At 63.2% G+C, this 26,133-nt stretch carries 28 protein-coding genes; 8 read left to right on the top strand and 20 right to left on the bottom strand.

What is annotated here, in order from left to right:
* The first annotated feature begins 31 nt into the window (after positions 1–31).
* Genes NKT35_RS02805 through NKT35_RS02815 form a run of 3 tightly spaced genes read left to right on the top strand, consistent with a single transcriptional unit; the run spans position 32 to position 2,948 of the window.
* Positions 32–613 (top strand): chemotaxis protein CheD, encoded by a 582-nt coding sequence (locus NKT35_RS02805; protein ID WP_254298657.1) that lies wholly within the window; start codon positions 32–34, stop codon positions 611–613.
* Positions 610–1,722 carry a protein-glutamate methylesterase/protein-glutamine glutaminase gene (locus NKT35_RS02810; protein WP_254298659.1) on the top strand — a complete coding sequence of 371 codons (1,113 nt, stop codon included), beginning with the start codon at positions 610–612 and terminating at the stop codon, positions 1,720–1,722. Before NKT35_RS02805 ends, NKT35_RS02810 begins: the two co-directional genes overlap by 4 nt.
* 11 nt (positions 1,723–1,733) lie before the next feature.
* A complete protein-coding gene (locus NKT35_RS02815; RefSeq protein ID WP_254298661.1) occupies positions 1,734–2,948 on the top strand; it encodes an EAL domain-containing response regulator in 1,215 nt (404 codons plus the stop codon).
* Here the strand turns inward: NKT35_RS02815 and NKT35_RS02820 are convergent.
* Positions 2,941–3,930: a serine/threonine protein kinase gene (locus NKT35_RS02820; protein WP_254298663.1), complete on the bottom strand. Its 990-nt coding sequence runs from the start codon at positions 3,928–3,930 to the stop codon at positions 2,941–2,943. The two genes, NKT35_RS02815 and NKT35_RS02820, sit on opposite strands and share 8 nt — an antisense overlap.
* A 75-nt stretch (positions 3,931–4,005) precedes the next feature.
* Here NKT35_RS02820 and NKT35_RS02825 point away from each other — a divergent pair, with 75 nt between their 5' ends.
* The 3 genes from NKT35_RS02825 to NKT35_RS02835 all read left to right on the top strand — a co-directional run bounded on the left by NKT35_RS02825 (position 4,006) and on the right by NKT35_RS02835 (position 5,648).
* On the top strand, positions 4,006–4,263 hold the full coding sequence (locus NKT35_RS02825; protein ID WP_254298665.1) for a hypothetical protein: 258 nt from the start codon (positions 4,006–4,008) through the stop codon (positions 4,261–4,263).
* Positions 4,264–4,388: 125 nt separating this feature from the next.
* Positions 4,389–5,327 carry a cation diffusion facilitator family transporter gene (locus NKT35_RS02830; protein WP_254298666.1) on the top strand — a complete coding sequence of 313 codons (939 nt, stop codon included), beginning with the start codon at positions 4,389–4,391 and terminating at the stop codon, positions 5,325–5,327.
* Between the two features lie 45 nt (positions 5,328–5,372).
* Positions 5,373–5,648, top strand: coding sequence for a hypothetical protein (locus NKT35_RS02835; protein WP_254298667.1), 276 nt, complete (start codon positions 5,373–5,375; stop codon positions 5,646–5,648).
* Positions 5,649–5,754: 106 nt separating this feature from the next.
* Here NKT35_RS02835 and NKT35_RS02840 read toward each other — a convergent pair whose 3' ends face one another.
* From NKT35_RS02840 to flgA, 6 genes are all read right to left on the bottom strand, one after another.
* A complete protein-coding gene (locus NKT35_RS02840; RefSeq protein ID WP_254298668.1) occupies positions 5,755–6,027 on the bottom strand; it encodes a hypothetical protein in 273 nt (90 codons plus the stop codon).
* Between the two features lie 245 nt (positions 6,028–6,272).
* On the bottom strand, positions 6,273–7,580 hold the full coding sequence (locus NKT35_RS02845; RefSeq protein ID WP_254298669.1) for a DEAD/DEAH box helicase: 1,308 nt from the start codon (positions 7,578–7,580) through the stop codon (positions 6,273–6,275).
* A 115-nt stretch (positions 7,581–7,695) separates the two neighbouring features.
* Positions 7,696–8,616 (bottom strand): CobD/CbiB family protein, encoded by a 921-nt coding sequence (locus NKT35_RS02850; RefSeq protein WP_254298671.1) that lies wholly within the window; start codon positions 8,614–8,616, stop codon positions 7,696–7,698.
* 138 nt (positions 8,617–8,754) lie between these two features.
* Positions 8,755–9,219, bottom strand: coding sequence for a flagella synthesis protein FlgN (locus NKT35_RS02855; protein ID WP_254298672.1), 465 nt, complete (start codon positions 9,217–9,219; stop codon positions 8,755–8,757).
* A gap of 37 nt (positions 9,220–9,256) precedes the next feature.
* Positions 9,257–9,553 carry a flagellar biosynthesis anti-sigma factor FlgM gene (flgM, locus tag NKT35_RS02860; RefSeq protein ID WP_254298674.1) on the bottom strand — a complete coding sequence of 99 codons (297 nt, stop codon included), beginning with the start codon at positions 9,551–9,553 and terminating at the stop codon, positions 9,257–9,259.
* A gap of 86 nt (positions 9,554–9,639) precedes the next feature.
* Positions 9,640–10,305 carry a flagellar basal body P-ring formation chaperone FlgA gene (flgA, locus tag NKT35_RS02865; RefSeq protein WP_254298678.1) on the bottom strand — a complete coding sequence of 222 codons (666 nt, stop codon included), beginning with the start codon at positions 10,303–10,305 and terminating at the stop codon, positions 9,640–9,642.
* A gap of 154 nt (positions 10,306–10,459) precedes the next feature.
* Here flgA and NKT35_RS02870 point away from each other — a divergent pair, with 154 nt between their 5' ends.
* Positions 10,460–12,607 carry an autotransporter outer membrane beta-barrel domain-containing protein gene (locus NKT35_RS02870; RefSeq protein WP_254298680.1) on the top strand — a complete coding sequence of 716 codons (2,148 nt, stop codon included), beginning with the start codon at positions 10,460–10,462 and terminating at the stop codon, positions 12,605–12,607.
* Between the two features lie 96 nt (positions 12,608–12,703).
* On the opposite strand, the gene thrC is transcribed toward NKT35_RS02870, so the two are convergent.
* From thrC to NKT35_RS02890, 4 genes are all read right to left on the bottom strand, one after another.
* Positions 12,704–14,113, bottom strand: coding sequence for a threonine synthase (gene thrC / locus NKT35_RS02875; RefSeq protein ID WP_254298681.1), 1,410 nt, complete (start codon positions 14,111–14,113; stop codon positions 12,704–12,706).
* Complete coding sequence (locus NKT35_RS02880) at positions 14,110–14,445, bottom strand: hypothetical protein (protein ID WP_254298682.1); 336 nt, start codon at positions 14,443–14,445, stop codon at positions 14,110–14,112. Before NKT35_RS02880 ends, thrC begins: the two co-directional genes overlap by 4 nt.
* Positions 14,438–15,748: a homoserine dehydrogenase gene (locus NKT35_RS02885; protein ID WP_254298683.1), complete on the bottom strand. Its 1,311-nt coding sequence runs from the start codon at positions 15,746–15,748 to the stop codon at positions 14,438–14,440. The genes NKT35_RS02880 and NKT35_RS02885 overlap by 8 nt, the downstream gene beginning before the upstream one ends.
* 126 nt (positions 15,749–15,874) lie before the next feature.
* Positions 15,875–17,107, bottom strand: coding sequence for a pyridoxal phosphate-dependent aminotransferase (locus tag NKT35_RS02890; RefSeq protein WP_254301336.1), 1,233 nt, complete (start codon positions 17,105–17,107; stop codon positions 15,875–15,877).
* A 237-nt stretch (positions 17,108–17,344) separates the two neighbouring features.
* On the opposite strand from NKT35_RS02890, the gene NKT35_RS02895 reads away from it, so the two are divergent.
* Positions 17,345–17,713 (top strand): Mth938-like domain-containing protein, encoded by a 369-nt coding sequence (locus NKT35_RS02895; RefSeq protein WP_254298686.1) that lies wholly within the window; start codon positions 17,345–17,347, stop codon positions 17,711–17,713.
* On the opposite strand, the gene NKT35_RS02900 is transcribed toward NKT35_RS02895, so the two are convergent.
* The 9 genes from NKT35_RS02900 to queA form a co-directional block, all read right to left on the bottom strand.
* Positions 17,710–19,017 carry an MFS transporter gene (locus NKT35_RS02900; RefSeq protein ID WP_254298688.1) on the bottom strand — a complete coding sequence of 436 codons (1,308 nt, stop codon included), beginning with the start codon at positions 19,015–19,017 and terminating at the stop codon, positions 17,710–17,712. The two genes, NKT35_RS02895 and NKT35_RS02900, sit on opposite strands and share 4 nt — an antisense overlap.
* A 172-nt stretch (positions 19,018–19,189) precedes the next feature.
* Entirely contained in the window at positions 19,190–20,506 is a 1,317-nt protein-coding gene (locus tag NKT35_RS02905) for an NAD(P)/FAD-dependent oxidoreductase (protein ID WP_254298690.1), read from the bottom strand.
* A 392-nt stretch (positions 20,507–20,898) separates the two neighbouring features.
* Positions 20,899–22,425 (bottom strand): ubiquinone biosynthesis regulatory protein kinase UbiB, encoded by a 1,527-nt coding sequence (ubiB, locus tag NKT35_RS02910; protein ID WP_254298692.1) that lies wholly within the window; start codon positions 22,423–22,425, stop codon positions 20,899–20,901.
* 13 nt (positions 22,426–22,438) lie between these two features.
* Positions 22,439–23,020, bottom strand: a complete 582-nt coding sequence (locus tag NKT35_RS02915) for a ubiquinone biosynthesis accessory factor UbiJ (protein ID WP_254298693.1) — start codon at positions 23,018–23,020, stop codon at positions 22,439–22,441.
* A gap of 13 nt (positions 23,021–23,033) precedes the next feature.
* On the bottom strand, positions 23,034–23,549 hold the full coding sequence (locus tag NKT35_RS02920) for a M15 family metallopeptidase (RefSeq protein ID WP_254298695.1): 516 nt from the start codon (positions 23,547–23,549) through the stop codon (positions 23,034–23,036).
* Positions 23,549–24,283 carry a bifunctional demethylmenaquinone methyltransferase/2-methoxy-6-polyprenyl-1,4-benzoquinol methylase UbiE gene (gene ubiE / locus NKT35_RS02925; protein WP_254298697.1) on the bottom strand — a complete coding sequence of 245 codons (735 nt, stop codon included), beginning with the start codon at positions 24,281–24,283 and terminating at the stop codon, positions 23,549–23,551. Before ubiE ends, NKT35_RS02920 begins: the two co-directional genes overlap by 1 nt.
* A 2-nt stretch (positions 24,284–24,285) precedes the next feature.
* Complete coding sequence (locus NKT35_RS02930) at positions 24,286–24,657, bottom strand: gamma-butyrobetaine hydroxylase family protein (protein WP_254298699.1); 372 nt, start codon at positions 24,655–24,657, stop codon at positions 24,286–24,288.
* Between the two features lie 35 nt (positions 24,658–24,692).
* Entirely contained in the window at positions 24,693–24,932 is a 240-nt protein-coding gene (locus NKT35_RS02935) for a hypothetical protein (protein WP_254298701.1), read from the bottom strand.
* Between the two features lie 5 nt (positions 24,933–24,937).
* On the bottom strand, positions 24,938–25,960 hold the full coding sequence (queA, locus tag NKT35_RS02940; protein ID WP_254301337.1) for a tRNA preQ1(34) S-adenosylmethionine ribosyltransferase-isomerase QueA: 1,023 nt from the start codon (positions 25,958–25,960) through the stop codon (positions 24,938–24,940).
* Positions 25,961–26,133 lie beyond the last annotated feature (173 nt).

A 26,133-nucleotide genomic window follows, 5' to 3' on the forward strand; every position in this document is an offset into this window, starting at 1 on the left:
TCGCCCTGCGCCCGCACAAGGAAGCATAGCCATGGCCCCCACTCCGCCGGCTCTATCGGCGGCATCCTCCTCAGCAGACAGCCGCGGCGCGGCCGAGTCCGGAGGAGACGCCGTCTTCCTCCACCCCGGCGACTGGCATTTCGGCGGCAGCGGCACCCGCATCCGCACCCTACTGGGCTCTTGCGTGTCCATCATCCTGTGGCATCCGCAAGCCAAAGTCGGGGGCATGTGCCATTACCTGCTGGCCCAGCGCAATACGCGCCGCGGCGAGAGCCTGTCCGGCCGCTACGGCGACGAAGCGCTGTTGCTGCTGCTGCGCGAAATCCTGGTCAGCGGCCTGGCACTGCAGGATTTCCATGTCCGGCTGATAGGCGGCGCCTCTATGCTGCTCAGCCGCGAGCGCAAGCTCAGCCACGATGTGCCCTCGCGCAATATCCAGGCGGCCCGGGCCATGGTGAAGCAATTGGGCTTGCGGCTGCAGGCCGAGGATCTGGGCGGCAACTGCCCGCGCCTGGTGCTGTTCGACGTTTCCAGCGGCAACGTCTGGATCAAACAATCGCAGGAAGCGGAGCTGGAGTCCATACCGCAGAAAAACACGAGGACGCGCACATGAGCATCAAGGTTATGATCGTCGATGATTCGGCGGTGGTCAGGCAGGTTTTGACCGCGGTATTCAACGAAGCCAGCGGCATCGAGGTGATGGATGTCGCCAACGATCCGTATATGGCGATGGACAAGATGAAGATCAAATGGCCGGACGTGATCGTGCTGGATGTGGAAATGCCGCGCATGGACGGCATCACCTTCCTCAAGCAATTGATGTCGACCCGCCCCACGCCGGTGGTGATCTGTTCCTCTCTGACGCAGAAAGGCACCGATATCAGCATGCAGGCTCTCGCGGCCGGCGCGGTGGAGGTCATCGCCAAACCGGTGGCCGGCGTAAAGGGCTTCCTCGAAGAAAGCTCCAACCAATTGGTGATGGCGGTGCGCAGCGCCGCGGCCGCGCGGATGAACCGGGTTAGGGTCATGCCTTCGGCCTCGGGCGCCCCGCCCTCCGCCCCTGCGGCGGGCGCCGCCGCCGGGGCCCACAATCTGGAAACCCGGCCCAAGCTGTCCGCCGACGCCATCTTGTCCGCGCCGACCGGCAGCAATGTCTTCGCCACCACCGAGCGCATCATCGCCATCGGCACCTCCACCGGCGGCACCCAGGCGCTGGAAGCGGTGCTGACCGAGCTGCCGCGCACCTGCCCCGGCCTCGCCATCGTCCAGCACATGCCGGAAAAATTCACCCGCTCCTTCGCCGAGCGGCTGAACAGCCTGTCGCAGATCGAGGTGAAGGAAGCCAGCAACGGCGACCGCATTCTGCCAGGCCGCGCGCTGATCGCGCCGGGCGGCAAGCATATGATGGTGAAGCGCAGCGGCGCTTTCTACCAAGTGGAAGTGGTGGACGGCCCGCTGGTCAGCCGCCACAAGCCCTCGGTGGACGTGCTGTTCCGCTCCGCCGCCAAGTTCGCCGGCAAGAACGCGCTGGGCATCATCATGACCGGCATGGGCGACGACGGCGCCAAAGGTTTGAAGGAAATGCATGACTGCGGCGCCAAAACCATCGCCCAGGACGAGGAAAGCTGCGTGGTGTTCGGCATGCCCAAGGAGGCGATCAAACTGGGCGCCGCCGACGAGGTGATGGCTTTGGAAATGATAGCCAAGGCCATCTGCCGCTGACGGACGCCGCCATGCCGATGATGGATATCCAGGACATCCTGGTCGTCGACGATAGCCGGGTGCAGCGGCGGCACGCGGTGGAGCTCTGCCAGACGCTGGGCGCCGGCTCGGTCCGCGAAGCGGAAGACGGCACTCAATGCCTGGCCATGGTGCGGCAGCAAACGCCCAGCCTGTTGCTGCTGGATCTGGAAATGCCGCGCCAGGACGGCGTGCAAGTGATGCAGCAAATGGCGAAGCTGGAGATGGCGGTCCCCATCGTCGTCCTCTCCAGCAAGGATTATCTATTGATCTCCACCGTCGAGCTGATGGGGCGGGAACTGGGTCTGCCGGTGCTGGGCGGCCTGCAAAAGCCATTGCGGCGCGAACCCTTGCTGGACTTGCTGCAAAGGGTGTGGACGCCGCGCCAGGCTCAGCAAGCGCTTGAGCACTGCCCGGCGCAAGAGGTGAAAGCCGCCCTGGAGAACGGCCAGATCCTGCCCTACTACCAACCCAAAGTGCAATTGAGCGACGGCAGGATCAAGGGCGCGGAGATGTTGGCCCGCTGGCACCATCCCGAACACGGCGTGATCGGCCCTGGCCGCTTCATTCCGGTGATAGAGCAGCAAGGCTGGGCCACGGAATTGACCATGCTGATGCTCAAGCAGGGGCTGAAGCAATGGCAAAGCTGGGCGCGGCAGGGACTGCGCCTGCCTTTATCGGTGAATCTATCCGCCTTGTCCTTGAGCGGCGACGAGCTGGTCGATGAAATCGAGCGCTATATGAGCGGCAGCAATGTGCCCGCCCGCTATATCATCTTCGAAGTGACGGAAACCGCCATCGTGGACAATCTGGCGCACGCCATCGGCTGCGCGGTGCGTTTGCGGCTGGCGGGCCTGGGCTTGTCGGTGGATGATTTCGGCACCGGCTTCGCCACCCTGCAGCAACTCACCCGCTTTCCCTTCACCGAATTGAAGATCGACCAGTCGCTGGTCACCGGCATCTCCGGCAAGCCGCATCTGATCGCAGTCTTCAACAGCATCATCGAAATGGCGCGCCGCCTGCAATTGGCCACCGTGGCGGAAGGCATAGAAAGCCCGGAAGACTATCAACTGGTGGCCGAGCGAGGCTGCCACTTGGGACAAGGCTTTCACATCGCCAGGCCTATGCCGGCGGCGGACTTCCTGGCTTGGGCCAGGCAAAAGCCCGAGCCCCCGGCGGCGGCCACGATCAAGGAAAACCTCAGTTAGACCACAGCGGCGGCTCGTCCATCAAGGCGATCTGCTCGCGCAGCGCCAGGATTTGCTCCTCCCAGTAGCGCGTGCCGCCAAACCAGGGAAACGCCGCCGGAAACGCCGGATCATCCCAGCGCCGGGCCAGCCAGGCGCTGTAATGCAGCAAACGCAAGGTGCGCAGCGCCTCCAGCAGATTCAGCTCGCGCAGGTCGAATTCGCAGAAATCCTCGTAGCCAGCCAACACTTCGCCCAGCTGGCGCGACTGCTCGGCGCGGTCCCCGGACAGCAACATCCACAAGTCCTGCACCGCCGGCCCGGTCCGGCTATCGTCGAAATCGACGAAATGCGGGCCGGCGTCGGTCCATAGCAGATTGCCGACATGGCAATCGCCATGCAGCCGCAGCGTCTCCACCGCGCCGGCGCGTTCATAACAACGGGCCGCGCCCTGCAAGGCCTGCTCGGCCACGCCGCGATACACCGTTTCCAGCTCAGGCGGCAGCAAGCCTTGCTTCAGGATGAAATCCAGCGGCTCGCGGCCAAAACTGTCCAGATCCAGCCGCGGGCGATGCGCATAGCTTTCGGTTTTGCCCAAGGCATGGATGCGGCCAAGGAAACGGCCTATCCACTGCAAGGTGTCATCGCGATCCAGTTCCGGCACCCGGCCGCCGCGCTTCTCAAACAAGGCGAAGCGGAAACCGGCATGGGCGTGCAGCGTTTCGCCGCCAAAGACGAGCGGCGGCACCGCTGGAATTTCGCGCTCGGCCAATTGCAAGGAAAAGGTATGCTCCTCGCGGATGGCTGCGTCGCTCCAGCGCGCGGGCCGATAGAACTTGGCCACCAGCGGCGCGCCTTCATCCAGGCCGAGCTGGTAAACGCGGTTTTCGTAACTATTGAGCGCCAGCAGGCTGCCACTGGCCCTGAGGCCCAGGCTTTCCACGGCATCGAGAATGACGTCCGGCGTCAAACCGGCGAACGGAGGGAGGCTAGAGGTGTTCATTCCCCGATTATACCGGCAAGCGGCACGCAATCTGCTAATCCTAAAGAGAGGCCACGACGGTCTTGAGGAACGGCCATGAAATTGCATCCACCCTTCTCTTTTCATCTCGACCGCGAACAATTGCGGCATGGCCCCGAACGCTGGGCCGACATCACCCTGCACGGCTGGCAGCTGCTGTTCGATCCACGCGAGCGTCGCCAAGTCTGGCGGGAATGGCATAGCCAGCGCCCGAAAGCCTGGCAGCTGATCGGCCATTTTCTGTGCTGGCTGAGCGGCACGCTGGTCTTGATGGCCTTGGCCTATCTCTTGTATCTCGCTTCGAGGCTGCGTTAATCCCTGATATCAACAAGGACTCTGCAGCTCATTCTCGTTTTCATTATAATTTAGTTTTGCAATCAATATTTAATGACTGATAGCCAAAATAATGGGAGAATAACGCCTCACGACAGGAAACCGACATGCACACCCACCCGCATCATGACGCAAAAGAACTGGACACCCCGGAACGGCAACGCGCGGCGCGCGTCAGCACGCTGGTGAGCGTGGCGGTCAATATCGTTCTGTCCACGCTGCAGGTGGCGGCCGGTTTTTGGTCCCACTCCTCCGCCTTGATCGCCGACGGCATCCATTCCTTGTCCGATCTCGTTTCCGACTTTGTGGTCTTGCTGGCGGGACGCCATAGCAGCAAAGGGCCGGACAGCGACCATCAATACGGCCATCAGCGCTACGAAAACGCCGCATCCCTGGTCCTGGGCCTGCTGCTGCTGGCGGTAGGCGTCGGCATGCTGTATTCGGCCGCCAACAAGTTCATCCATCCCGGCGAGATCCCCTCGGTGCATTCGCTGGCCTTATGGATTGCCGGCCTGGCGCTGATCGCCAAGGAAACCTTGTTCCGCTACATGCTGGCCGCCGCGCAGCGGGTGCGTTCCAGCATGCTGGTGGCCAATGCCTGGCATGCGCGCTCCGATGCCGCCTCGTCCTTGGTGGTGGCCGCCGGCGTGGCGGGCAATCTGATGGGTTATCCGATATTGGACCCGGTGGCCGCGCTGGTGGTGGGGCTGCTGGTGGGCCGCATGGGCTGGCGTTTCGCCTGGGACGCCATGCATGACCTGATGGACCGCGCCGCCAGCGAAGACGACATCGCCGCCATCCGGCAAACCCTGCTCGCCACGCCCGGCGTGTCCGGCATCCATGATTTGCGCACCCGCAAGATGGGCGATCTGATCCAGGTGGACGTGCATCTGGAGGTGGACGGCAAGATGAATGTGTTCGAAGCGCACGCCATCAGCGAAGACGCGCAGCAAAGAGTGCTGAATCAGCACCCGGTCCTGGATGTGATGACCCATATCGATCCGGCTGGGCTCTATCATCCGCACCGTTTGCCGATGGCGGGATAAGCCAGCAGGGAAACTTAACGACCGCGCCATGGTCTAGCATGGACCATGACAATCACCAAACGCACCATACGCCATGGCTTGTGGCTGATCGCCGCATCGATGGCCGCGCTCTGGCAGTTCGAAGCCTACTCCATCAGCCAGGCCCCCCTTAGAGAGCCATTGGCCATCAGCACCTGGCGCGAAGGCTGGCCAGCGGACACGCCGTTCATGCTGGCGCAAGAAGTCCGCGAGCAATTCCGCCGCGCCGACGCCAAGCGCGACGCCGGCACGCCGGTGCGAGATATCGCCAGCCTGCCGCAAAGACAGGACGAGGCGGTCTGAGCGCAGCCTTGCTCCTCTGACAGCTGCCGGCACGCCCTGCGCCGCCCATGACAAAGCGCCCCATTTGGGGCGCTTGTTCATTGCGCATCCGCTACGCCAGCACGTCTTACAGCGAAGAAGACGGGGCGAACCGCTGATAGCCGCCGCAAACCAGGCAGTTTGGAATATTGCAGTGGATGGCGCTACCGTGCGCCAGCGTGCGCAGCTGCGCCAAACGCTCATAGTCCTTCGCCGCATCAAGCTTCTTCACCAGCAGCGCGCTGCCGTGGCTGCTCAGCGTCGGCTCGGCGGCCATTTGCAACTGTTCGGCATGAGCTACGGCGCTCGCGCCCAGCATCACGCCGCCGGCGCTCAATGCATAAATCAGCTGTTTCTTCATCGTTTTGTTCTCCTTTTGCATGACCAGCCCATTGGGCATGCTAAAAGCATAACCGGATTGGCGCAGATGAGCAGATGCCTAAGCCCGCGCATAGCCTGCCGGCAAGGAGCCATCCAATAAAAAAGCACCACCGGCCCGGGCCATGGTGATGCTTTCTTTAAGATATCGGCCAGCGTCATGACGAAACCGGCCAGAATATCCCTTCGACGACAACTTTACGCCTATCGTCTATTTTGTTAATGAATTTAGCGGACGAACTCGACTTTGTAGCGCGGAGGCAGCAATAAGGCCGGCACTTCGCGTTTGGCCTTGCGGCTGCGGCGGCCAGGGCGAGCTTGCTTCAAGCCCTCGGAAGAAGACGCAGCGGCGACAGGCTGTTCACGCATCGCCGGCTTGGGACGCGGCAGCCAGGACGGCCAGAAGCCATCGACGCTTTGCGGCGTCAAGGTCTGCTTGGTCAGCTTCTCGATCGCCTCGTGCTGGCGGGTTTCGTCCGGACACATCAGGGAAATCGCCACGCCCTTGGCGCCGGCGCGGCCGGTACGGCCGATGCGGTGCACATAGTCTTCCGGCGAATTCGGCATTTCGAAGTTCACCACATAGGGCAGCTCGGAAATATCCAGGCCGCGCGCCGCCACATCGGTGGCCACCAGCACGCGCAGGGTGCCCTCTTTGAAGGCCGCCAGCGTTTCCAGCCGCGCGCCTTGCGTCTTGTCGCCGTGGATGGCTTCGGCATCCAGTCCTTCGCGCTTCAGATCGCGGGCCAGTTGATCGGCGCTGATCTTGGTCTTGCAGAACACGATGACCTGGCTCATCTCGCGCGAACGGATCAAGTGGGCCAGCAGTTGGCGCTTCTTGAAGTTGTCCACCTGGAACACCAGCTGCTCGACCTGGTCATTGGTCGCGTTCTGGCGCGCCACTTCCACCGTCTGCGGCGTATGCATGAAATCCGCCGCCAAGCGCTTGATCTCGGGCGCGAAGGTGGCCGAGAACAGCAGCGTCTGGCGCTCTTTGGGCAGCATGCCCATGATTTTGCGGATGTCCTGGATGAAGCCCATGTCCAGCATGCGGTCGGCTTCGTCCAGTACCAGCACTTCCACTTTGTTCAGTTGCACGGTCTTTTGCTGGATATGATCCAGCAAACGGCCCGGCGTCGCGATGAGGATTTCCACGCCGCGGCGCAATTCCTGCGTTTGCGGGTCCATATTGACGCCGCCGAAGACGGTGGTGGCGCGCAGCGGCAGATACTTGGTGTAGCTCTGCACATTGACGCCGATCTGGTCGGCCAGCTCGCGGGTCGGCGACAACACCAGCGCGCGGATGGGGTGCATGGCCGGCGATACGCTGGTATTGGCGAACTTTTTCAGCCGTTCGAGAATGGGCAGCATGAACGCGGCGGTCTTGCCGGTGCCGGTTTGCGCGGCGGCCAGCAAGTCGCGGCCGGACAGGACCAGAGGAATCGCCTTCTCCTGGATCGGCGTCGGCTGGCTATACCCCTGCTCTTCAATGGCGCGCAGGATTTCCGGCGACAAACCGAGTTCGGAAAACAACATGTAATTCACTCCTGCAATAGGGAAAGGGCACGTTGCGCTTCGCGCCAACGCGCCCTGAATATGTCTAAACGGGCCGCAGCGCGGCCCAAAATCTCGTTAAAGGGCAGCTCAACGCTCAACCCATGCGACTGGCGAGGCTGATCAACAGCGTCACCGCCAGCCATAGCAGCGCAGAGCGCCACACCAAACCGACCGCGCTTTTCAGGTGGCTGGAATCGGCATCGTCGCCCAGGCCCAGCTCCGGCCGGTACTTCAAGGAATAATCCTGCCGCAGCGGATCGCCCAGCTTCACGCCCAGAGCGCCCGCAGCCGAAGCCAGCAAGATCCCATTGGCGTAATTTCCCCAAGCGCGCGCCTGGGAGCGCCAGCAATAGATCGCATCCTCGAAATCGCCCATCACCGCGAATGCCGCCGCCGTCAGGCGCACCGGAATCCAATCCAGCCAGGCAGCCATTCTGGAGGCGAACAAGCCAAAGGGATCCTCCTCCCCGCTTCTATTGCCCCACTTCTGGTTGAGCATGCTGCCCAGGCGATAGAGCAAGGCGCCCGAAGGGCCCGGCAACACGGCGAACCAGAACATGGTTCCGAATACATGGCGATAGCTGTCCAGAATGCCTTGCTCGATCGCCAGCCGGGAAATCTCCCCTACCGACAATTCCGCCGTCGGCTGTCCAGTCCAGTTCGCCAGCGCGATCCGGGCATCCAGATCGCGGCCTTCGGCCAAGGCTTGCGAAATCTCGGAATAGGCGCTGGAAAAATGGCGGAAGCCCATCGTCAGATACAACACCAACACATTCAGCGCCAAAGCCAACACCGGGCTCGCCGCCTTCAGCGAGTAAAACAGCAGCAGGCTGAGCAGCAGCACCGGGGCAATCGCCGCGAACCAAGCCAACACGCCATGGCGCTCGGCGCCGGCGTTCAGATTGCGTTCCAACTGATTGGCATAGCGGGTGAACAGCAGCCACACCCGGTTGCGATTGCCAAGCGGCCGCAATTGTTCCAACGCCAAGGCTAAGATCAAGGAAATCAGGGTCATGGATTCTGGATGCGTTTTTCGGGAATCGCAGGGGAAGATACCATAAAGGCAGGTCCGCGCCCACTTGTGCCGCAGCCCTGCCCAGAGAAAAGACCACACCGCCCCCGCCGTTTCACGGGAACAAACCCGAACGGCGGGTCAGGCCGAGCCCAGAAAACGCCGCCCGGTCACCAGCTCCGGACGCTCGCCGTCGCGCCCATAGCCCAGCGTGGCGGAGGCCGCCTCGCGCAGCACCGTCAGCGACTCTTCGACGCGCTCCAGCTTCTGATGGACGAACTGGCCATTGAGCAGATTGATGCTCTGGGCGCGGCTGACCTGATCCTCCAACTGCATCCAGGCCTCGCAAGCCGCCGGCTTGTCGGCAAGCCAGATATACAGCGTATCGCGGTCTTGCACGCCGAAAGATCGCATCAGTTCGCCGCGCTTGGCCGACTGCGCGGCCAGCAGATCCAGCACTTCGCTCTTGCTGTCCGCCAAAGGCGCGAGTTTGAGGTCATCGCCCTGGATCAAGAACTGTTGTTCCTGCTCCAGAAGCGCAATCAGCCGAGACACGAGTTCGGACTCGGCCCGGCATAGGGAGGAAAATTCTTCTACGACTGGCATGGGCTCACTTCTACCTGCCCGGCGCCAAGCGCCGCGCTCAACTGTTCAGCAATTCCTGGGCCGATGAGATCAGCCCGTCCGCTATCTTATCCGCATTGATGCTGAAAGTGCCATTGGCGATGGCCGACTTGATCGACTCCACCTTGGCCGCATCGAACGACGGTTGCTGGTTGCCCGGATCATTTCCGATGGCGCTGAGCTTGCTGGCCAGGGAATTGATCTGGACGCTGTCGCTGGAGGCGGCGCTGCTGGACGAGCTGGACGGCGCACGGGCGGAGGTCTTGCTTGGCGCGCTGTAGGTTCCCGACAGCTTGCCCGAATTGTCAATTTTCATGGCCTGACTTCCCGTTGCTTAACTCGACTGATCCTATTATCGGTCGAAAAAACAGTCCCTTGAATATTTTTTATCGCTGATGCGAACTAAAAAACCACGACTACGCTGCCATCGGCTTGCACGGTGCCGCGCACCACCCGGCCATTGGCCAATCTGACGGTGATTTGGTCGCCCAATACGCCATTGCCCAGAGCCTGCCCCTCGGCCTCGGCAGAAAAACCGTCTCCTTGAGCCAACACCTTCACTTGCTGGTTGCTGCGCACCAGATAGGGCGCGCGCACCATGAAGTTGCGCACCCAGGCGCCGGCCGGCGCGCCGGTGCGCATCACCTGCCCCACCGCTTGGCTGGCGTCGGCTAGCACATTGCCCGCCAAGGCGGGATTGGCGATATCGACCATGCGGACATCGCCCGCGCCGACGGTTTCGCCCGGCGCCATGGCGCGGCTCAGCACAACCCCCATCCTCTTCTCATTGATGGTTGCGGCAATCCGCAACGACCACCCCAGCGCGGGGCAGGAGAGCGCCACAGCCGTCGTTCCCGTCGTCACCGCCGGGTTGGCCCAGTCGGCTTTGGGCGCGTCGCAGCTGGGCACCGCCAGCCGTCTGTCTAGCTTGCCTAGTTTCCAGGTGGCGGAGCGCATCGACAGCTCGCGCTGCAGAAACTGGCTCGCCAGCGTTTCCAGCTGCGACAAATCCTGCACGCCCCCTGCCCAGGCAGGCAACGCCAGCATGGCGCATAACAAATACGTCACTCGCGTCTTCATCGCTTCATTTTAACGCAAGCGCGCGCGGATGAGGCATGGATTGACAAGGAGGAACAATATTCGAATAATCGTTTGAATAGAGCTTAGACTCTGAAACCTAAATAATACATTAACATACTCGTAATCAAACGAGGAGGAATCGATGCGCAACCGCTTCAAAGCCCTTGCCCTGGCCACCGCTCTGGCCCTGCCCGCAGCAGCCCATGCCTATAGCAATATCTACTACTTTGGCGACAGTCTGTCCGATATCGGCGCCTTTGGCGGCCTGAACTCGCAATACGGCACACTGCCGAAAGGCGCCCATTGGACCAGCGGCTATGCGCCCAACTGGACCTCCATCCTCTCCACCCACTATGGTTTGACTTCGGTAGCCAATAATCCGAGCAATCCGAACAACACTTCCAGCAATGGCAACAACTTCGCCCAAGGCGGCGCCATCGCGCTCCCCTACGCACAGGCCATCGGGCTGATGAGCCAGCTGGGCATTTCATCGCCGTCGATTGAGCAATACGGCGTGGATGCCAGCTCGAACACCCAGATTCTGGAATCCAGCGATCAAGTCGCCAACTATCTGAAGGCAACCGGCGGCAAAGCCGATCCGAACGCGGTGTACTCCGTCTGGATAGGCGGCAATGATATCGCCGCCGCCGCCGCCACCGCTTCCGTGGATAAAACCAATACGGCCGCCATCACCTTCACCACCGCGTCAGCCAATGCGGCGGCCGCGCAAGTGCAGGCGCTGGTCAATGCCGGCGCGAAAACCGTCATTGTGCCCAATGTGCCGAATCTGAGCAGCACCTCGGCGCTGTTGTACCAAATCGTAGCCACAACCGCTCAGACCCTGGCGACAGCCAATCCTGCCCTGTTGAACGGCTTGACGCCCACCCAATACATCCAGAAGGCCGTCGGCGCGGCTTGGTTGACGATTAGCAACGCGAATCTGAATCAAAGCAACCAGACCACCGTCGTCGCAGCCGCCATCCAGCAAGCCAATGCAGCCATGGGCGTAAGCGACGCCATCAGTTCGCTGAGCAGCAACTACAGCGCCTCGACTAGCGGCGCCCAACAGCTGACCACGCTATTCAATAGCCAGGTTGATAACCTATTGGTCAGCAATGGTTCGCAGCATAATATCGTCCGCGCGAATGTAGCTGGGCTCTTGACGGAAATCGCCGCCAATCCAGGCAAGTACGGCTTCAGCAATATCTTCGGCTCCATCTGCGCCGACAGCGCCATCAATCCGCAGTGCGTGCCCTCCGCCTACAACAATGGCCAGACCTATATCTTCAGCGATGGCCTGCACCCCTCGCCTCAAGCCAGCCAGATCATCGGCGACTACGTCTACGGCCTGCTGCAAGCCCCCTACTACGCCGCCGCCATGCCGGATTCGGCGCTGAACAACGCCCGCCAGCTGGGCGGCGCGCTGGATGCCCGCTACCAGGCCATCCGCTCCCAACAGCGCGCGGTCGGCACGGTCAGCGCCTTTGTCGATGGCGCCTTCAATCAGGACAAGGTCGGCTTCAACGGCCTGGCCGCCAAACCCAAGGGCCAGCTCTACACGGTCGGCATCGACTTCCAGGCCACGCCGGCGCTGAGCATCGGCGTATCCATGTCCCAACAGCAGGGCAAGACCGATGTCGCCAGCTCCGGCACCCCGGGCACGCTGAACGACCGCTCCACCCTGATGGCCGGCCTGATCAGCTACAACCAGGACAAATTCTGGGTGGATGGCGACTTCCACGTCGGCTCCGGCGATGTGGACACCAGCCGCGTCACCACGCTGGGTCCGACCACGGTCAGCAATAACGGCACCACCCGCCAGACCCAGTATGGCCTGCGCATCGGCGCCGGCTACAAGCTGCAATACGGCAACATCACCACCGGTCCGGTGGCTGGCCTGGATCTGGCCCACGTGCGCGTGAACGGTTTCGCCGAACAAAGCGGCAACAGCAGCAGCATGATCTTCGGCAGCCAGAACCTGAGCTCCATGGTCGGCCGCGTCGGCTGGCAGCTGGATGCCACCGTCGGCCAATACAGCCCCTACGCCAAGGTGAGCTACGCGCACGAGTTCGACCAGAACGACCGCACCGTGACCGCTGGCCTGACCAGCACCGTAGGCGACTGGACCACCAATCTGGGCAAGCCGGGCAGCAACTGGATGGAATGGACTGCCGGCGTCAGCGCCAACTTCAGCAAAAGCGTGACCGCCTACGGCCAGCTGACCGCCACCAGCGGCCGCAATGGCGGCAATCAGACCGGCGGCAATATCGGCGTCGCCGTGTCGTTCTGATCCGCTTGCGTCAAATGAAACAGGCTCCGCATGCGGAGCCTGTTTTCTTTCACTCTATCCAAACGCCATCAGCGCGGCCGTCACCGCAACTCAGGCTCAAGCCAGCGCCTTCTCCACCAGCGCCTTGACCTGCTCGACATCGGCCGGCAAAGTCACCACGCGCTGCGGCAACGATTCCAGCGCCTCAAAACCGGCCGGCCGCGGCGGATCGCGGTCCAGCGCCTCGCGTATGGTTTCGGCGAACTTGGCCGGCAGCGCAGTTTCCAGACACACCAGGTTTTCGCCTTCGCGGCGCAGCTCGCGCGCCACCTTGATGCCGTCGGCGGTGTGGGTGTCCACCACCACGCCGTCCTCGGCGTCCACCCGTCGTATCGTCGCGATGCGATCCGCGTGCGCGCTGGCGCCGGAGACAAAGCCGAACTCCTCGCTCACCCGCCGCATCGTCTCCTCGCCCAGCTCAAAGCCCCAGCCGGCATCCACCGCCGACCACAGGCGCTTCACCTCTTCGGCGTCGCGTCCGATCAGATCGAACACGAAGCGCTCGAAATTGGACGCTTTGGAAATATCCATCGACGGACTGGAGGTGACATAGGTGCGATCGCTGCCGCGCGGCGCGTAACGGCCGGTGCGGAAGAATTCGTCCAGCACGTCGTTTTCATTGGTGGCGACGATCAGGCGCTCGATCGGCAAGCCCATCTGCCGCGCCACGTGGCCGGCGCAGACATTGCCGAAGTTGCCGGACGGCACGCAGAAGCTGACGGTTTCGTCATTGCTTTGCGTCGCGCGGAAATAGCCGTTGAAGTAGTACACCACCTGGGCGACGACGCGCGCCCAGTTGATCGAGTTGACCGTGCCTATCTTGTGGCGGGCCTTGAAGCCATGATCGTTCTGCACCGCCTTCACGATGTCCTGGCAATCGTCGAACATGCCCTGGATGGCGATGTTATGGATGTTTTCGTCTTGCAGGCTGTACATCTGCGCGCGCTGGAAGGCGCTCATCTTGCCGTCCGGGCTCAGCATGAATACATTGATGCTGCGTTTGCCGCGCATCGCGTATTCGGCGGCGGAGCCGGTATCGCCGGAGGTGGCGCCCAGGATATTCAGCGTCTCGCCGCGCTGGTCCAGCACATACTCGAACAACTGGCCGAGAAACTGCATCGCCATGTCCTTGAAGGCCAGCGTCGGGCCGTTGGACAGCTCCAGAATGGCCAAGCCGTCGCGCAGGCGCTTGATCGGCGTGATGGCCTCGCTGCCGAACACTTCGGCGCGATAGGCCCGCTCGACGATGCCCTTGAGGTCGGCCTCCGGAATATCGTCGGCGAACAGGCGGATGATCTCGAAAGCCAGCTCGGCATAGCTCAGGCCGCGCCAGGCGTCCAGGGCGGCGCGGTCTATCCTGGGATAGCTGGCCGGCAGCAGCAAGCCGCCGTCGGGGGCCAAGCCCATCAATACGGTTTCGCAAAACGGCAGCGGCGCCATGCCGCCGCGGGTACTGACATAGTTCATTGCTGTGTTTCCAGATATTGGGCGCAGGCGGCCGAAGCCTCCTTCAAGCGCTTCTTGCCGCGCGGATCGTCTTTCTTGATCTGGCCGGTCAGCACGCCCATCACCTCTTCCGCGCTGAAGGTGTTGGCCAGTTTCTCGCTGGCGCACTGGCAATAACGCTGCACCTGCTCATTGCCGGGCTGCCCCGCCCCGTCCGAAGCCGGCGTCCGCTTGACACAGCCGCGCATCAGGAAGCCTTGCAGCAATTGATGCTGGCCTGGGCTCAAGGGCGTGGCGGCGGCCATTCCGGAGAGCAGCGCGGCGTACAAGCCGGCTTGCAGCGATTTAGTCATTCAATTCTTCCATGCGCAAGCGCACCACCTTGCCGGCCACGCTGTCCAGCGCCTCGATGCCGGCGATGGCGCGCTTGATCGCCTTCTCCTGCACCCGATGGGTCAGAATCACCACTTCGGCGGTGCCGTCGGACACCGAGCCCTTCTGGATCAAGGCCTCGATCGAGATGCCGTTCTCGGCCAGCAGCCGGGTGATATTGGCCAGCACGCCGGCGCGGTCGATGGCGCCGATGCGCAGATAATACGAGCTGACCACTTCATCGATAGGCAGAATCGGCAGATCTTGCAACTGATCCGGCTGGAAAGCCAGATGCGGCACCCGGTGTTCCGGGTCCGATGTCAGCAGGCGGGTGACGTCGACGATGTCCGCCACCACGGCGGAGGCGGTCGGCAAAGCGCCGGCGCCGGCGCCGTAGTACAGCGTCGGGCCCAGCGCGTCGCCCTTGACCAGCACCGCGTTCATCACGCCGTTGACGTTGGCGATCAGGCGGCTTTCCGGAATCAGCGTCGGGTGCACGCGCAGCTCCACGCCGGCGTCGGTGCGGCGGGTCAGGCCCAGCAGCTTGACGCGGTAGCCCAGCTCTTCGGCATAGCGGATGTCGCGGCCGTCCAGCTTGCTGATGCCCTCCAGATAGCACTGGTCGAACTGCATCGGGATGCCGAAGGCCAGCGCCGCCATGATGGTCAGCTTGTGGCCGGCGTCATGGCCTTCGATGTCGAAAGTCGGGTCGGCCTCGGCATAGCCCAGCTTTTGCGCCTCGGCCAGCACGTCGGCGAAGCTGGCGCCCTTGTCGCGCATCTCGGTCAGGATGAAGTTGGAGGTGCCGTTGATGATGCCGGCGATCCATTCGATGCGGTTGGCCGCCAGGCCTTCGCGCAGCGTCTTGATGATGGGGATGCCGCCGGCCACGGCCGCCTCGAAGGCCACCATCACGCCCTTCTCCTGGGCGCGGGCGAAAATTTCGGTGCCGTGCAGCGCCAGCAGCTTCTTGTTGGCGGTCACCACGTGCTTGCCGTTTTCAATGGCCTTCAGCACCAGCTCCTTGGCGATGGTGTCGCCGCCGATCAACTCGACCACGATGTCCACTTCGGGGTTGTTGACGATCTGCAGCGCGTCGTCCACCACCGGCACATCCGGACCCAAGGCCGCCTTGGCCTTGGCCACATCGCGGTTGGCCGCCTGGATCAGGCGGATCTCGCGGCCGGCGCGGCGGGTGATCTCGCCGGCGTTCCGTTTCAACACAGTGGCGGTGCCGCCGCCGACGGTGCCGACGCCCATCAGGCCGATATTGATCGGTTTCATGCTACATCTCCATTTAGTCCCTGGTTTTTATTCCGGCCGAAGGCCGTCTGGACAGGCGCTTCCTGTCCGGGCGGTCCTCGGAACCTGCCGGCGGCGGCGGAGTGTCCCCCGCCGCCGCATTCAAACTTACTCTGCGCTGCCGTGACGCTTGCGGTAGCTTTCCAGGAAGCGCGCGATGCGGCCGATGGCCTCGATCAGATCATCCGAGTTGGGAAGGAATACCACGCGGAAGTGATCGGGCGCAATCCAGTTGAAGCCCGAGCCCTGCACCAGCAGCACTTTCTCCTGCTGCAGCAGCTCCAGGATGAACTGCTGGTCGTCGGCGACCGGATAGATCTTGGGATCAAGCTTGGGGAACAAATACAGCGCGCCCTGCGGCTTGACGCAGCTGACGCCGGGAATCTCGGTCAACAGCTTGTGGGCCAGATCGCGCTGGCGCGCCAGGCGGCCGCTCGGCGCCACCAGGTCTTCTATGCTCTGGTAGCCGCCCAAGGCGGTCTGGATGGCGAATTGCGAGGGCACGTTGGCGCACAAGCGCATCGAGGCCAGCATGTTCAGGCCTTCGATATAGTCCTTGGCGTGCTTTTTTTCTCCGGACAGGATCATCCAGCCGGCGCGGTAGCCGCAGGCGCGGTAATTTTTGGACAGGCCGTTCAGCGTCACCACGAACAAGTCCGCCGCCAAGGAGGCGATGGAAGTGTGCTTGACCTCGTCGTACAACACCTTGTCGTAGATTTCGTCGGCGTAGATGATCAGCTGGTGCTCGCGCGCCACGTCGACGATCTGCTTCAGCAGCTCGGGCGGATACACCGCGCCGGTCGGATTGTTCGGGTTGATGATGACGATGGCGCGCGTGGTCGGCGTGATCTTTGCGCGGATGTCGGCGATGCTGGGGAACCAGCCCTGCTCTTCGTCGCAGACATAATGCACCGCCTTGCCGCCGGCCAGGCTCACCGCCGCGGTCCACAGCGGATAATCCGGCGCCGGCACCAACACCTCGTCGCCGTTGTCCAGCAGCGCCTGCATCGCCATCACGATCAGCTCGGACACGCCGTTGCCGATGATGATGTCGTCCATCGCCACATTGGGCAGATGCTTTTGCTGCGCGTAGTGCATGATGGCCTTGCGCGCGGCGAACAGGCCCTTGGAGTCCGAATAGCCCGAAGCCGCCGGCAGGTTTACGATCACGTCCTCGATGATCTCGTCCGGGGCGAAGAAACCGAACGGCGCCGGGTTGCCGATGTTCAGCTTGATGATGCGGTGCCCCTCGTCTTCCATCTTCTTGGCGTGCTCGAGCACCGGGCCGCGGATGTCGTAACAGACGTTGGCGAGTTTCTGCGATTTATGGACTGGCTGCATGGCGGCGGCGGCTTCCGTTTCTGGCCGCCCGCCGGAGGCGACGGCGTTGCGTTGGCGGTGTGGTTGTTTCATGTGATCTCTTGTCGTTGCCGGCCGGCGCGTCAAACCACGCTCACGTGAGGGTCGCGCCGGTCCGGGGTCTGGGTATAATCCTATCCCAATATTTGGTACGCTGCACGAGGGCCGCCCAGCGCCCGCGCAGACGCCTCACACCGCCGCTTTTTGGAGTCATCCCGAATGAAAATGCATCAAGCTTCCGGGCAAGGCAAAAACCTGTTCACCGGCTATGGTCCCGGCCATGTGCTGATCAATGGCCAGCGCCACGACGGCAACCTGATCGTCAGCTCCGACGCCATCCAATCCTGGGCGGCCGCGGATATCGCCAGCCTGGGCGCGGAACATTTCGACGCGCTGCTGGCCCTGCAGCCGGAAGTGGTGCTGTTCGGCTCCGGCCTGAACCAGCGCTTCGTGCATCCCAAGCTATACGCCGCGCTGACCCAGGCCGGCATCGGCTTCGAATGCATGGACACCCAGGCCGCCTGCCGCACCTTCAACATCCTGCTGGCAGAAGACCGCCGCGTCGTCGCCGCCCTGCTGGCCATCTAAGCCCCGGTTTGCTCCCCGGCCTGGCGATACGCCCAGGCCAGGGCCGCCAGCAGCACCGCCAGCGAAACCAGGGCGCAGGACAAGGCCGCGGCGTTCCAGCCCGCGCCTATCGCCGCGCCGCCCAGGCTGGGACCCAGCACCGAACCGATGCGGCCTATGCCCAAACTCCAGCCCACGCCGGTCGCCCTTAAATTGGTAGGGTAGGCGCCGGCCGCCAAGGTATTGAGCGCCGGCTGCGCGCCGATGATGAAATAACCGGCGCAGAACAACACCACGAACAGCCAGGGCGCCTGGTCCTCAATCATGCCCAGCTGCCAGAAACTGAGCGCCGCGCCGAGAAAACACACTGTCAGTATGCCCTCGAAACCGCGGCGGTCCATCCAGTATCCCAGCTCGAAAGTCCCCGCCACGCCGCCCAGTTGCAGCATGCTGCTGGCCAGCAAGGCATAGTGCAGGGATAAGCCTTGGGTATGCAGCAGCAAAGGCATCCAGCTGGTCAGAAAATACAGAACGATCAAATTGATGAAGCTGAGCAGCCACAGCATGATGGTTCGCCGCGCCCGGCCGTTTTGGAACAAGGCGCGCACCGCGCCTCTTGGCTCCGGCCGCTCTTCCTGCGCCCATTCCACATCGGCCGGCAGCTTGGGCTCCATCCGCCGCAGCCAATGCGCCGCCGCCTCAGCCCGCCCCCGCAGCAGCAACCACTTGGCCGACTCGGGCAGCTCGCGCAACATCCATGCCCACAGCAGCAAGGGCAGCACGCCGCCCACGCAAAACACCCAGCGCCAGCCGTATGCCGGAATCAGCCAGGCCGACAGCAAGCCGCCCAACAGGCCGCCCACGGTAAAACATCCGGAAATCAGCATGGTCAGACTGGCTCGCCGCCGCGCCGGGCTGTACTCGCCCACCAGCGCCACCGCGTTCGGCAACACCCCGCCCAGCCCCAGCCCCGTCGCCAAACGCCAGCCCAGCAACTGCCACAAAGAATCCGCTCTGGCGCAGCAAAGCATTCCGCCGGCAAACAGCAGCGTGGAACACAGCAATACCGGACGACGGCCGATGCGGTCCGACAGCGCGCCGGACAGCAAAGCCCCCAGCAGCAGCCCCAACAAACCCGCGCTCAGCATCGGCCCCAAGGCCTCGCTCTCCAGATGCCACAGTTGCCGCAAAGACGGCGCCGCATAGGCCATTGCCTGCAGATCGAAGCCATCCAGAATGGCGCATAGCCCGCACATCAGCGACAGCCGAATCTGAAAGCCGCCCAAAGGCCTTTCATCCAACCATCGCCCCAACTCCACCTTCATCGCCGTCCGCTCCGATTGCCAGGGCTGCCAGCATCAAAGAAAGCGCGCCCGGGGTCAAGCTGGGACAAAGCATTGCTCATGCCATTTGCTTGTTTTATTTTCACAAACATGCCAAAAAAACGGCCATCGCGCGCAAGGCGGATGGCCGTCATTCCATGTCTGCGGTCTAAGCCTAATGCAGCTTCAGCGCCGGCCTCGCGGCGCGGCGCAGCTTGTCGCCGATGAACAGCAGCACCGCCAGCACCCAGCCATGCACCGCCGCCTGATGCATGCGGTACAGCGAGGCGTAGATCAACTTGGCGCCGCGGCCTTCCACGTGATAATCGCGCTTGGGTCCCACCACCGCCGCCAGACTACCCACCGCGGTATGCTTGCCCAGCGACACCATCATGCCCTGCGGCTTGAACACAAAGGGCCTTGCCGGCTTGTCATCCAGGCGGCGCGCCAGCTCGTCAGCCAGATAACGCGCCTGCTGGTGCGCCACCTGGGCGGTGGCCGCCAGCATGCGGCCGCTGTCGCCGTCCGGCGCGGCGGCGCAATCGCCCATCGCGTAGACGCAGTCGCCGCCGGCGCAATGCAGGCGAGTGTCCACCACCAGCTGGTTGACGCGGTTGGTTTCCAGGCCATCCAGCCCCGCCAGCCAGCCCGGCGCTTTGACGCCGGCCGCCCAGACGGTGATGTCTGCGTCCACCTTGCGGCCGTCTTTCAGCATCACGCCGTCGGCCGTCACCTCCGCCACCAGGCTCTTGGTCAGCACATTGATGCGCTTGCCGGCCAGTTGCTCCTCGGCATAAGCCGACAGCGTCGGCGGCGCGGCGGCCAGAATGCGCTCAGCGCCCTCGATCACGCTGATCTTCACCCGCTCCGGCTGCAAACGCGCGCCGTAATGGTGCAGCTCGCACATGGTGTGATTCAGCTCCGCCGCCAATTCCACGCCGGTGGCGCCGCCGCCGACAATGGCGATGGACAGCGCGCGCGCCGGCTCTTCGCCGCTGCTGGCGCGGAAGGCCTGCTCCAGCACGCGATGGCGCAGCTTCTCGGCGTCATTGGGCGTGTTCAGGAACATCGCGTGCTCCGCCACGCCGGGCGTGCCGAAATCATTGGCCTCGGCCCCGACGGCGATCACCAGCCAATCGTAAGCGATCTCGCGCGCCGGGCTCAGCGGCAGGCCGTCGCGGCCCAGAATGGCCGACAATCGGATGGTGCGGCGCTTCTGGTCCAGGCCCTGCATATAGCCGAACTCGAAGTCATAGCCGTTGCGATAGCCATGGGCAAAGTAGTTCACCTCGTCCTCGCCGGTATTCAAGGCTCCGGTGGCCACCTCATGCAGCAACGGTTTCCAGATATGGGTGGGCGAACCATCCACCAGCACGATCTGCGCTCGATGGCGCGCCCCCAGCGTGCGTCCCAGCCGAGTGGCCAGTTCCAGGCCCCCTGCCCCGCCCCCGACGATCACGATCCGCGGCACCGCCGCGTTGCGGCTTAACATAAGCTGCTCCTTATTAGTGGTATTTTTCGCCAAGATTACCGCATTTTCGCCGCCACAAGACGCGCTTGCCGATAATTAGCACCATGCCATGGCCAAAACATGTCAATCGCCTGATTCCAAAATCATTTTCCGCCACAGGTGCCGACTTTCCCTCCCCTACCCAAGCCCCTCCATGCGCATGCCATGGCACGCCTTTGCCATCATTCTGGCCGTGGGGCGGAAGCCGATTTCCCGCCGCGAAACGCAAGAAAAAAGCCGCTCGAAAGGAGCGGCCAGGGGCATAGCTGAAACAAATGGCGGATCGCCCCGCGCAAACAAAAGCCGCCCGGCGGGGGCGGCTTGCGGCGTGGACAACACGCACGGCGGATCGCCCGCCAGCGGCGGCATCCGCCCTACAGCAGGGTTTTGGCCAGCAGCGCGGCCAGCAAGATGGCGATGAGCAAGAGCAGGAAGTTCTGCCGCTTCTGCTCGCGCATCAGGTGGATATAGCCCTCCACCAGCAGATCCGTCTTGGCCGAGTTCAGCGTGTCGTGCAGCTTGCGCGGCAGCGTCGGCAGCGTGGTGGCCCATTGCGGCGCTTCGTTCTTCAGCGTGCGCAACATGCCGCGCCAACCGATCTGCTCATTCATCCACTTGGTCAGGAAAGGCTTGGCGGTGTCCCACAGGTCCAGCTCCGGGTCCAGCTGGCGGCCCAGCCCTTCGATATTGAGCAAGGTCTTCTGCAGCAACACCAGCTGCGGCTGGATTTCCACATTGAAGCGGCGGCTGGTTTCGAACAGGCGCAGCAGCACCATGCCGAACGAGATCTGGCTCAGCGGCTTCTCGAAGATGGGCTCGCACACGGTGCGCACCGCAGCCTCCAGCTCCTCGGCGCGGGTATCCTTGGGCACCCAGCCGGACTCGATGTGGGCGGTGGCCACGCGGTGGTAGTCGCGATTGAAGAAGGCCAGGAAGTTGACGGCCAGATAATGCTTGTCGGTCTCGGTGAGGCTGCCGACTATGCCGAAATCCAGCGCGATATAGCGGCCGTCGGCGGCGACGAAGATATTGCCCGGGTGCATGTCGGCATGGAAGAAGCCGTGGCGGAACACCTGGGTGAAGAAGATCTCCACGCCGAAACGGCTCAGCTTCTTCAAATCCACGCCCGCCTCGCGCAGCCGGTTTATCTGCCCCACCGGGATGCCGTGCATCCACTCCAGCGTCAGCACTTCGCGGCTGGAATAATCGTAGAACACCTCGGGCACGATCAGCATGTCCGAGCCCTTGAAGTTGCGGCGCAGCTGCGAGGCGTTGGCCGCCTCATGCATCATGTCCAGCTCATCGTGCAGATATTTGTCGAACTCGGCCACCACCTCGCGCGGCTTCAGGCGCTTGCCGTCGGCGAACAGTCTCTCCACCCAGCCGGCCAGCGTGCGCATCAAGGACAGATCCTGTTCGATCACCGGCTGGATGCCGGGACGCAATACCTTGACCGCCACCTCGCGACCGCGGCTGCCATCCGGCTGCCGCAGCCAGGCCTTGTGCACCTGGGCGACCGAGGCGCTGGCCACCGGCTTCAGATCGAAATCGACGAACAGCTCGCCCACCTTGCGGCCCAGGCTGCGCTCCACCACGTCGCGGGCGATTTCGCCGTCGAAAGGCGGCACCCTATCCTGCAGCAAAGCCAGCTCTTCGGCGTACTCCGGCGGCAGCAGGTCGCGGCGGGTGGACAACACCTGGCCGAACTTGACGAAGATCGGCCCCAGGCTCTCCAGCGCCAAGCGCACCCGCTGCGGCAGCGGCGCCGAGGTGTCGCGGCGGACCGGGCACAGGCCGAACAGGCGGTGCAGGAAGGCGAGCTTGGAATGCCCTTGCAGGAAATCGTCCAGACCGTAACGGTACAGGGTGGCAACTATCTTCAGCGAACGCGATATCGACATAAGTCCGTCAGGTTTAGGAGTTCTGTTTATTGTTGAGAGCGGCTTCCAGCCGCGCCAGCCGCTTTTCCAGCCGGCCGGCGTCGTCGCGCAGGCTATCCACGCCGGCGACGAAGCCATGCACCTGATTGCGGCCCGCCAGCAAGGGGGCCTCCTCGCGCAGGTGCTCGATCCAGCCGTCGGCCAGACGGAACGCCAGCTGGCCCTTGAAGCCGAACAGGCCGCGCGCCAAGGTTTCCATGCGCTGCGCCGCCACGTCGCCGAACACCCGCGACAGGTCTTCGCTGGCATGCCATTGCAACTGGCCGACGATGCGGCCCAGCGCAGACGCGAGCTCGCTGTCGCCTTCCAGGGCGATGTCCGACATCTGCAAGTCCTGGCCGGACAAATGCGCCAGCACCGCGCCGTGGCGCAGCTTGAGCCGCGCCTCCGGCTCGCCTTCGCAGGCGGCCAGCCAGCCTTCCTCGGTAATCACGCCGGCCACATGCAAGGGCGGCAGCGCGATGGCCACGCGGCGGCCGACATGAAGCGCCAGCTCGGCGCGGCGCGCCGGATGCTGGTTCAAAAGATGGTTGAAGGCGGCGATGGTCAGCGCCATGTGTTTCCTCCCGCTATGCCCGCCAGCGCCAATGCCAGGGCTCGTACAGATAGCCGCTGGCATTGCCGCGCGGATAGCTCAGATGAAAGCCGAAAGCCGCGGCGCGGCGGTTCAGCCAGGCGAAGGCGGCGGTGGTTTCAAACGCTTCTTCCAGCGGCTCCGATCCCGGCGCGCCGATATCGACGGCGCAGCCGCTGTGGTGCTCGCTGAAGCCCGGCGCGGCGCTGACCTGCAGAATCTGCTCCAGGCTCAGGCCGCGCGCCAGCTTGGCGGCGACGATCTCATGCTGCCGCGCCACGCTGCGGAAAGCGGACAACAGGAAAATCTCCACGCCCTCTTCCTCCGCGGCGCGCCGCATCGCCGTCCAGGCCGCCGCCGCCGCGGGCGTGAGCAGAAACTCGCGCCCCTCGGCATTGGTTTCCGCCACCGCCAGCTCGGCCGGCTCGGCATGGACCTCCAGCCCGCGCGCTTGCAGGATGGCGGGATCGATGCCCAGTTCGGCCAAACGCGCCGCCAGCTCGGCTGGCATCAGAACTTGACGCCCTTGTGCAGCGCAACAACGCCGCCGGAGAGATTATGGTAGTCCACCTTGCCGAAACCCGCGTCCAGCATCATCTGCTTCAGGGTTTCCTGATCCGGATGCATGCGGATGGATTCGGCCAGGTATTGGTAGCTGTCGGCGTCGTTCGCCACCAGCTTGCCCATGACCGGCAGTGCCTTGAAGGAATAGAAATCGTAGATGGGCGACAGCGGCTTCCACACCTTGGAGAATTCCAGCACGAACAGTTTGCCGCCCGGCTTCAGCACCCGACACATTTCCTTCAGCGCCGCGTCCTTGTGCGTCATATTGCGCAGGCCGAAGGCCACCGACACCGCGTCGAAATAATTGTCCGGGAAGGGCAGCTTCTCGGCGTCGGCCAGCGACACCGGCAGGATCACGCCTTCGTCCAGCAGGCGGTCGCGGCCCACGGTCAGCATGGAGCTATTGATGTCGGTCAGCCACACTTCGCCGCTCTTGCCGACGCGCTTGGCCCAGCCGCGCGACAGGTCGCCGGTGCCGCCGGCGATATCCAGCACCTTGTCGCCGGCGCGCACGCCGGAGGTGGTCAGCGTGAAATGCTTCCACACCCGGTGCAGGCCGCCGGACATCAGGTCGTTCATCACATCGTACTTGCTGGCCACCGAGTGGAAGACTTCGGCCACTTTGCCGGCCTTCTCGCCCTCCGCCACGGTCTTGTAACCGAAATGCGTGCTCTTTTCCATGCTCACTCCCTGCTCGCGCCGGCGGCGGCGAGCTTGTCCAGATATTGCTGCCAATACTGGTCGCGCTTGGCGCCCAGCTCGTATAGATAGGTCCAGCTGTAAAGGCCGCTGTCGTGGCCGTCGTCGAAAGTGATCTTCAAGGCGTAATGGCCAACCGGCTCCAGCGCGGTGATGCCGACGTGCTGCTTGCCGGTCTGCAGCCTCTCCTGGCCCACGCCATGGCCGCGCACTTCCGCCGACGGGGAGTAGACGCGCAGGTATTCGCAGGACAGCTCGAAGCGGGCGCCGTCGTCGAAAGCGATTTCCAGCAGTTTGGATACTTGGTGCAGCTGGATTTCCACCGGCTGCGCGGAAGGCAAAGACTGTCCTGACATGACCATCCTTCTCGTAAAATTCAATAACCGTCAGCTCACCCCATGATAACTGTGGGAAACTGCAAAACAGTCCCAATCACAATCAGGGATATCGCCAGCCATTGCTTATGCAACATGCGCCGGTTACTTCTCTTGAGTTCGTTTAACAGTGAGTCATTCATAAGCGCACTAGGCGCATAACCGCTTGGACTTCCCCGCCACAGCAGCACTGTCCCAACGCCTACCAAACACATGCCCAAGATCGTCATCACCTTAAACAGCACTTGGTAGGCCATGGGTATCAGTCCTTTTTCTCCAGCAGCATGGCGTCGCCATAGCTGAAGAAGCGGTATTCGTTTTCCACCGCATGGCGGTAAGCGTTGCGGATTTCCTCGTAACCGGCGAAGGCCGACACCAGCATCAGCAGCGTGGACTTGGGCAGGTGGAAATTGGTCAGCAGGCCTTCGACCACGCGGAAACGATAACCTGGCGTGATGAAGATGTCGGTTTCGCCGCGGCCGGCCGCCAGCTCGCCGCCGCGCGCGGCGGACTCCAAGGCGCGCACGCTGGTGGTGCCGATGGCGATCACGCGGCCGCCGCGGGCGCGGGCGGCCGCGATGGCGTCAACCGTGGCTTGCGGGATGTCGTAGATCTCGCTGTGCATCTTGTGCTCGGCCACATTATCCACCTTCACCGGCTGGAAGGTGCCGGCGCCGACATGCAAGGTGACGAAGGCGGTTTCCACGCCCTGCGCTTTCAGCTTGGCCAGCATCTCATCAGTGAAGTGCAGGCCGGCGGTGGGCGCGGCCACCGCGCCCTGCTCGCGGGCATAGACCGTCTGGTAACGCTCGTCGTCGTCGTTCTCGGCGCTGCGCTCTATATAGGGTGGCAGCGGCAGCTTGCCGGAAGCCTCCAGGATGTCGAACACGTTTTCTTCGGCCAGGAAGCGCAGTTTGAACAGCGAATCGTGGCGCTCCACCATCTCCGCCTCCCAGCGGCCGGCGAAAATCAGCCGGCTGCCCGGCTTGGGCGCTTTGGAGGCGCGCACATGCGCCAGCGCGGTGTGGTCGTCCAGAACCCGCTCGATCAAGGCTTCCACCTTGCCGCCGCTGGCTTTTTCGCCGAACAGGCGGGCGCGGATCACGCGGGTGTCGTTGAACACCAACAAATCGCCCGGCTGCATCCTGGCGGGAAAGTCGGCGAAAGTCAGATCGGACAGCGCCATGCCGTCCACGTGCAGCAGGCGGCTGGCGCCGCGCACCTCCGGCGGATGCTGGGCGATCAGGGCTTCGGGCAGGTGGTAGTCGAAATCGGAGAGCTGCATTGTGGAATCTATCATTCAGAATCGGCGAATTATACTCGCGCGCGGCGGACGGGCACAGTGGAGGAATGAAAGGAAGCGCCCGTAAAACGCTTGCCGACGCAAATATACTCATGACATATTGCAAACAAGCAACAGACAAATTTCTCAGCAAAATCTAGGGCTTTCACTCTAGT

Origin of the sequence: Chromobacterium sp. IIBBL 290-4 (genome assembly GCF_024207115.1) — a bacterium.
Classification (GTDB): domain Bacteria; phylum Pseudomonadota; class Gammaproteobacteria; order Burkholderiales; family Chromobacteriaceae; genus Chromobacterium.

What these genes read in the sequence shown, in the direction of transcription:
- NKT35_RS02805 (WP_254298657.1), top strand. Translation starts at nt 32, where the DNA reads ATGGCCCCCACTCCGCCGGCTCTATCGGCGGCATCCTCCTCAGCAGAC.
- NKT35_RS02810 (WP_254298659.1), top strand. Translation starts at nt 610, where the DNA reads ATGAGCATCAAGGTTATGATCGTCGATGATTCGGCGGTGGTCAGGCAG.
- NKT35_RS02815 (WP_254298661.1), top strand. Translation starts at nt 1,734, where the DNA reads ATGCCGATGATGGATATCCAGGACATCCTGGTCGTCGACGATAGCCGG.
- NKT35_RS02820 (WP_254298663.1), bottom strand. Translation starts at nt 3,930, where the DNA reads ATGAACACCTCTAGCCTCCCTCCGTTCGCCGGTTTGACGCCGGACGTC.
- NKT35_RS02825 (WP_254298665.1), top strand. Translation starts at nt 4,006, where the DNA reads ATGAAATTGCATCCACCCTTCTCTTTTCATCTCGACCGCGAACAATTG.
- NKT35_RS02830 (WP_254298666.1), top strand. Translation starts at nt 4,389, where the DNA reads ATGCACACCCACCCGCATCATGACGCAAAAGAACTGGACACCCCGGAA.
- NKT35_RS02835 (WP_254298667.1), top strand. Translation starts at nt 5,373, where the DNA reads ATGACAATCACCAAACGCACCATACGCCATGGCTTGTGGCTGATCGCC.
- NKT35_RS02840 (WP_254298668.1), bottom strand. Translation starts at nt 6,027, where the DNA reads ATGAAGAAACAGCTGATTTATGCATTGAGCGCCGGCGGCGTGATGCTG.
- NKT35_RS02845 (WP_254298669.1), bottom strand. Translation starts at nt 7,580, where the DNA reads ATGTTGTTTTCCGAACTCGGTTTGTCGCCGGAAATCCTGCGCGCCATT.
- NKT35_RS02850 (WP_254298671.1), bottom strand. Translation starts at nt 8,616, where the DNA reads ATGACCCTGATTTCCTTGATCTTAGCCTTGGCGTTGGAACAATTGCGG.
- NKT35_RS02855 (WP_254298672.1), bottom strand. Translation starts at nt 9,219, where the DNA reads ATGCCAGTCGTAGAAGAATTTTCCTCCCTATGCCGGGCCGAGTCCGAA.
- flgM (WP_254298674.1), bottom strand. Translation starts at nt 9,553, where the DNA reads ATGAAAATTGACAATTCGGGCAAGCTGTCGGGAACCTACAGCGCGCCA.
- NKT35_RS02870 (WP_254298680.1), top strand. Translation starts at nt 10,460, where the DNA reads ATGCGCAACCGCTTCAAAGCCCTTGCCCTGGCCACCGCTCTGGCCCTG.
- thrC (WP_254298681.1), bottom strand. Translation starts at nt 14,113, where the DNA reads ATGAACTATGTCAGTACCCGCGGCGGCATGGCGCCGCTGCCGTTTTGC.
- NKT35_RS02880 (WP_254298682.1), bottom strand. Translation starts at nt 14,445, where the DNA reads ATGACTAAATCGCTGCAAGCCGGCTTGTACGCCGCGCTGCTCTCCGGA.
- NKT35_RS02885 (WP_254298683.1), bottom strand. Translation starts at nt 15,748, where the DNA reads ATGAAACCGATCAATATCGGCCTGATGGGCGTCGGCACCGTCGGCGGC.
- NKT35_RS02890 (WP_254301336.1), bottom strand. Translation starts at nt 17,107, where the DNA reads ATGCAGCCAGTCCATAAATCGCAGAAACTCGCCAACGTCTGTTACGAC.
- NKT35_RS02895 (WP_254298686.1), top strand. Translation starts at nt 17,345, where the DNA reads ATGAAAATGCATCAAGCTTCCGGGCAAGGCAAAAACCTGTTCACCGGC.
- NKT35_RS02900 (WP_254298688.1), bottom strand. Translation starts at nt 19,017, where the DNA reads ATGAAGGTGGAGTTGGGGCGATGGTTGGATGAAAGGCCTTTGGGCGGC.
- NKT35_RS02905 (WP_254298690.1), bottom strand. Translation starts at nt 20,506, where the DNA reads ATGTTAAGCCGCAACGCGGCGGTGCCGCGGATCGTGATCGTCGGGGGC.
- ubiB (WP_254298692.1), bottom strand. Translation starts at nt 22,425, where the DNA reads ATGTCGATATCGCGTTCGCTGAAGATAGTTGCCACCCTGTACCGTTAC.
- NKT35_RS02915 (WP_254298693.1), bottom strand. Translation starts at nt 23,020, where the DNA reads ATGGCGCTGACCATCGCCGCCTTCAACCATCTTTTGAACCAGCATCCG.
- NKT35_RS02920 (WP_254298695.1), bottom strand. Translation starts at nt 23,549, where the DNA reads ATGCCAGCCGAGCTGGCGGCGCGTTTGGCCGAACTGGGCATCGATCCC.
- ubiE (WP_254298697.1), bottom strand. Translation starts at nt 24,283, where the DNA reads ATGGAAAAGAGCACGCATTTCGGTTACAAGACCGTGGCGGAGGGCGAG.
- NKT35_RS02930 (WP_254298699.1), bottom strand. Translation starts at nt 24,657, where the DNA reads ATGTCAGGACAGTCTTTGCCTTCCGCGCAGCCGGTGGAAATCCAGCTG.
- NKT35_RS02935 (WP_254298701.1), bottom strand. Translation starts at nt 24,932, where the DNA reads ATGGCCTACCAAGTGCTGTTTAAGGTGATGACGATCTTGGGCATGTGT.
- queA (WP_254301337.1), bottom strand. Translation starts at nt 25,960, where the DNA reads ATGCAGCTCTCCGATTTCGACTACCACCTGCCCGAAGCCCTGATCGCC.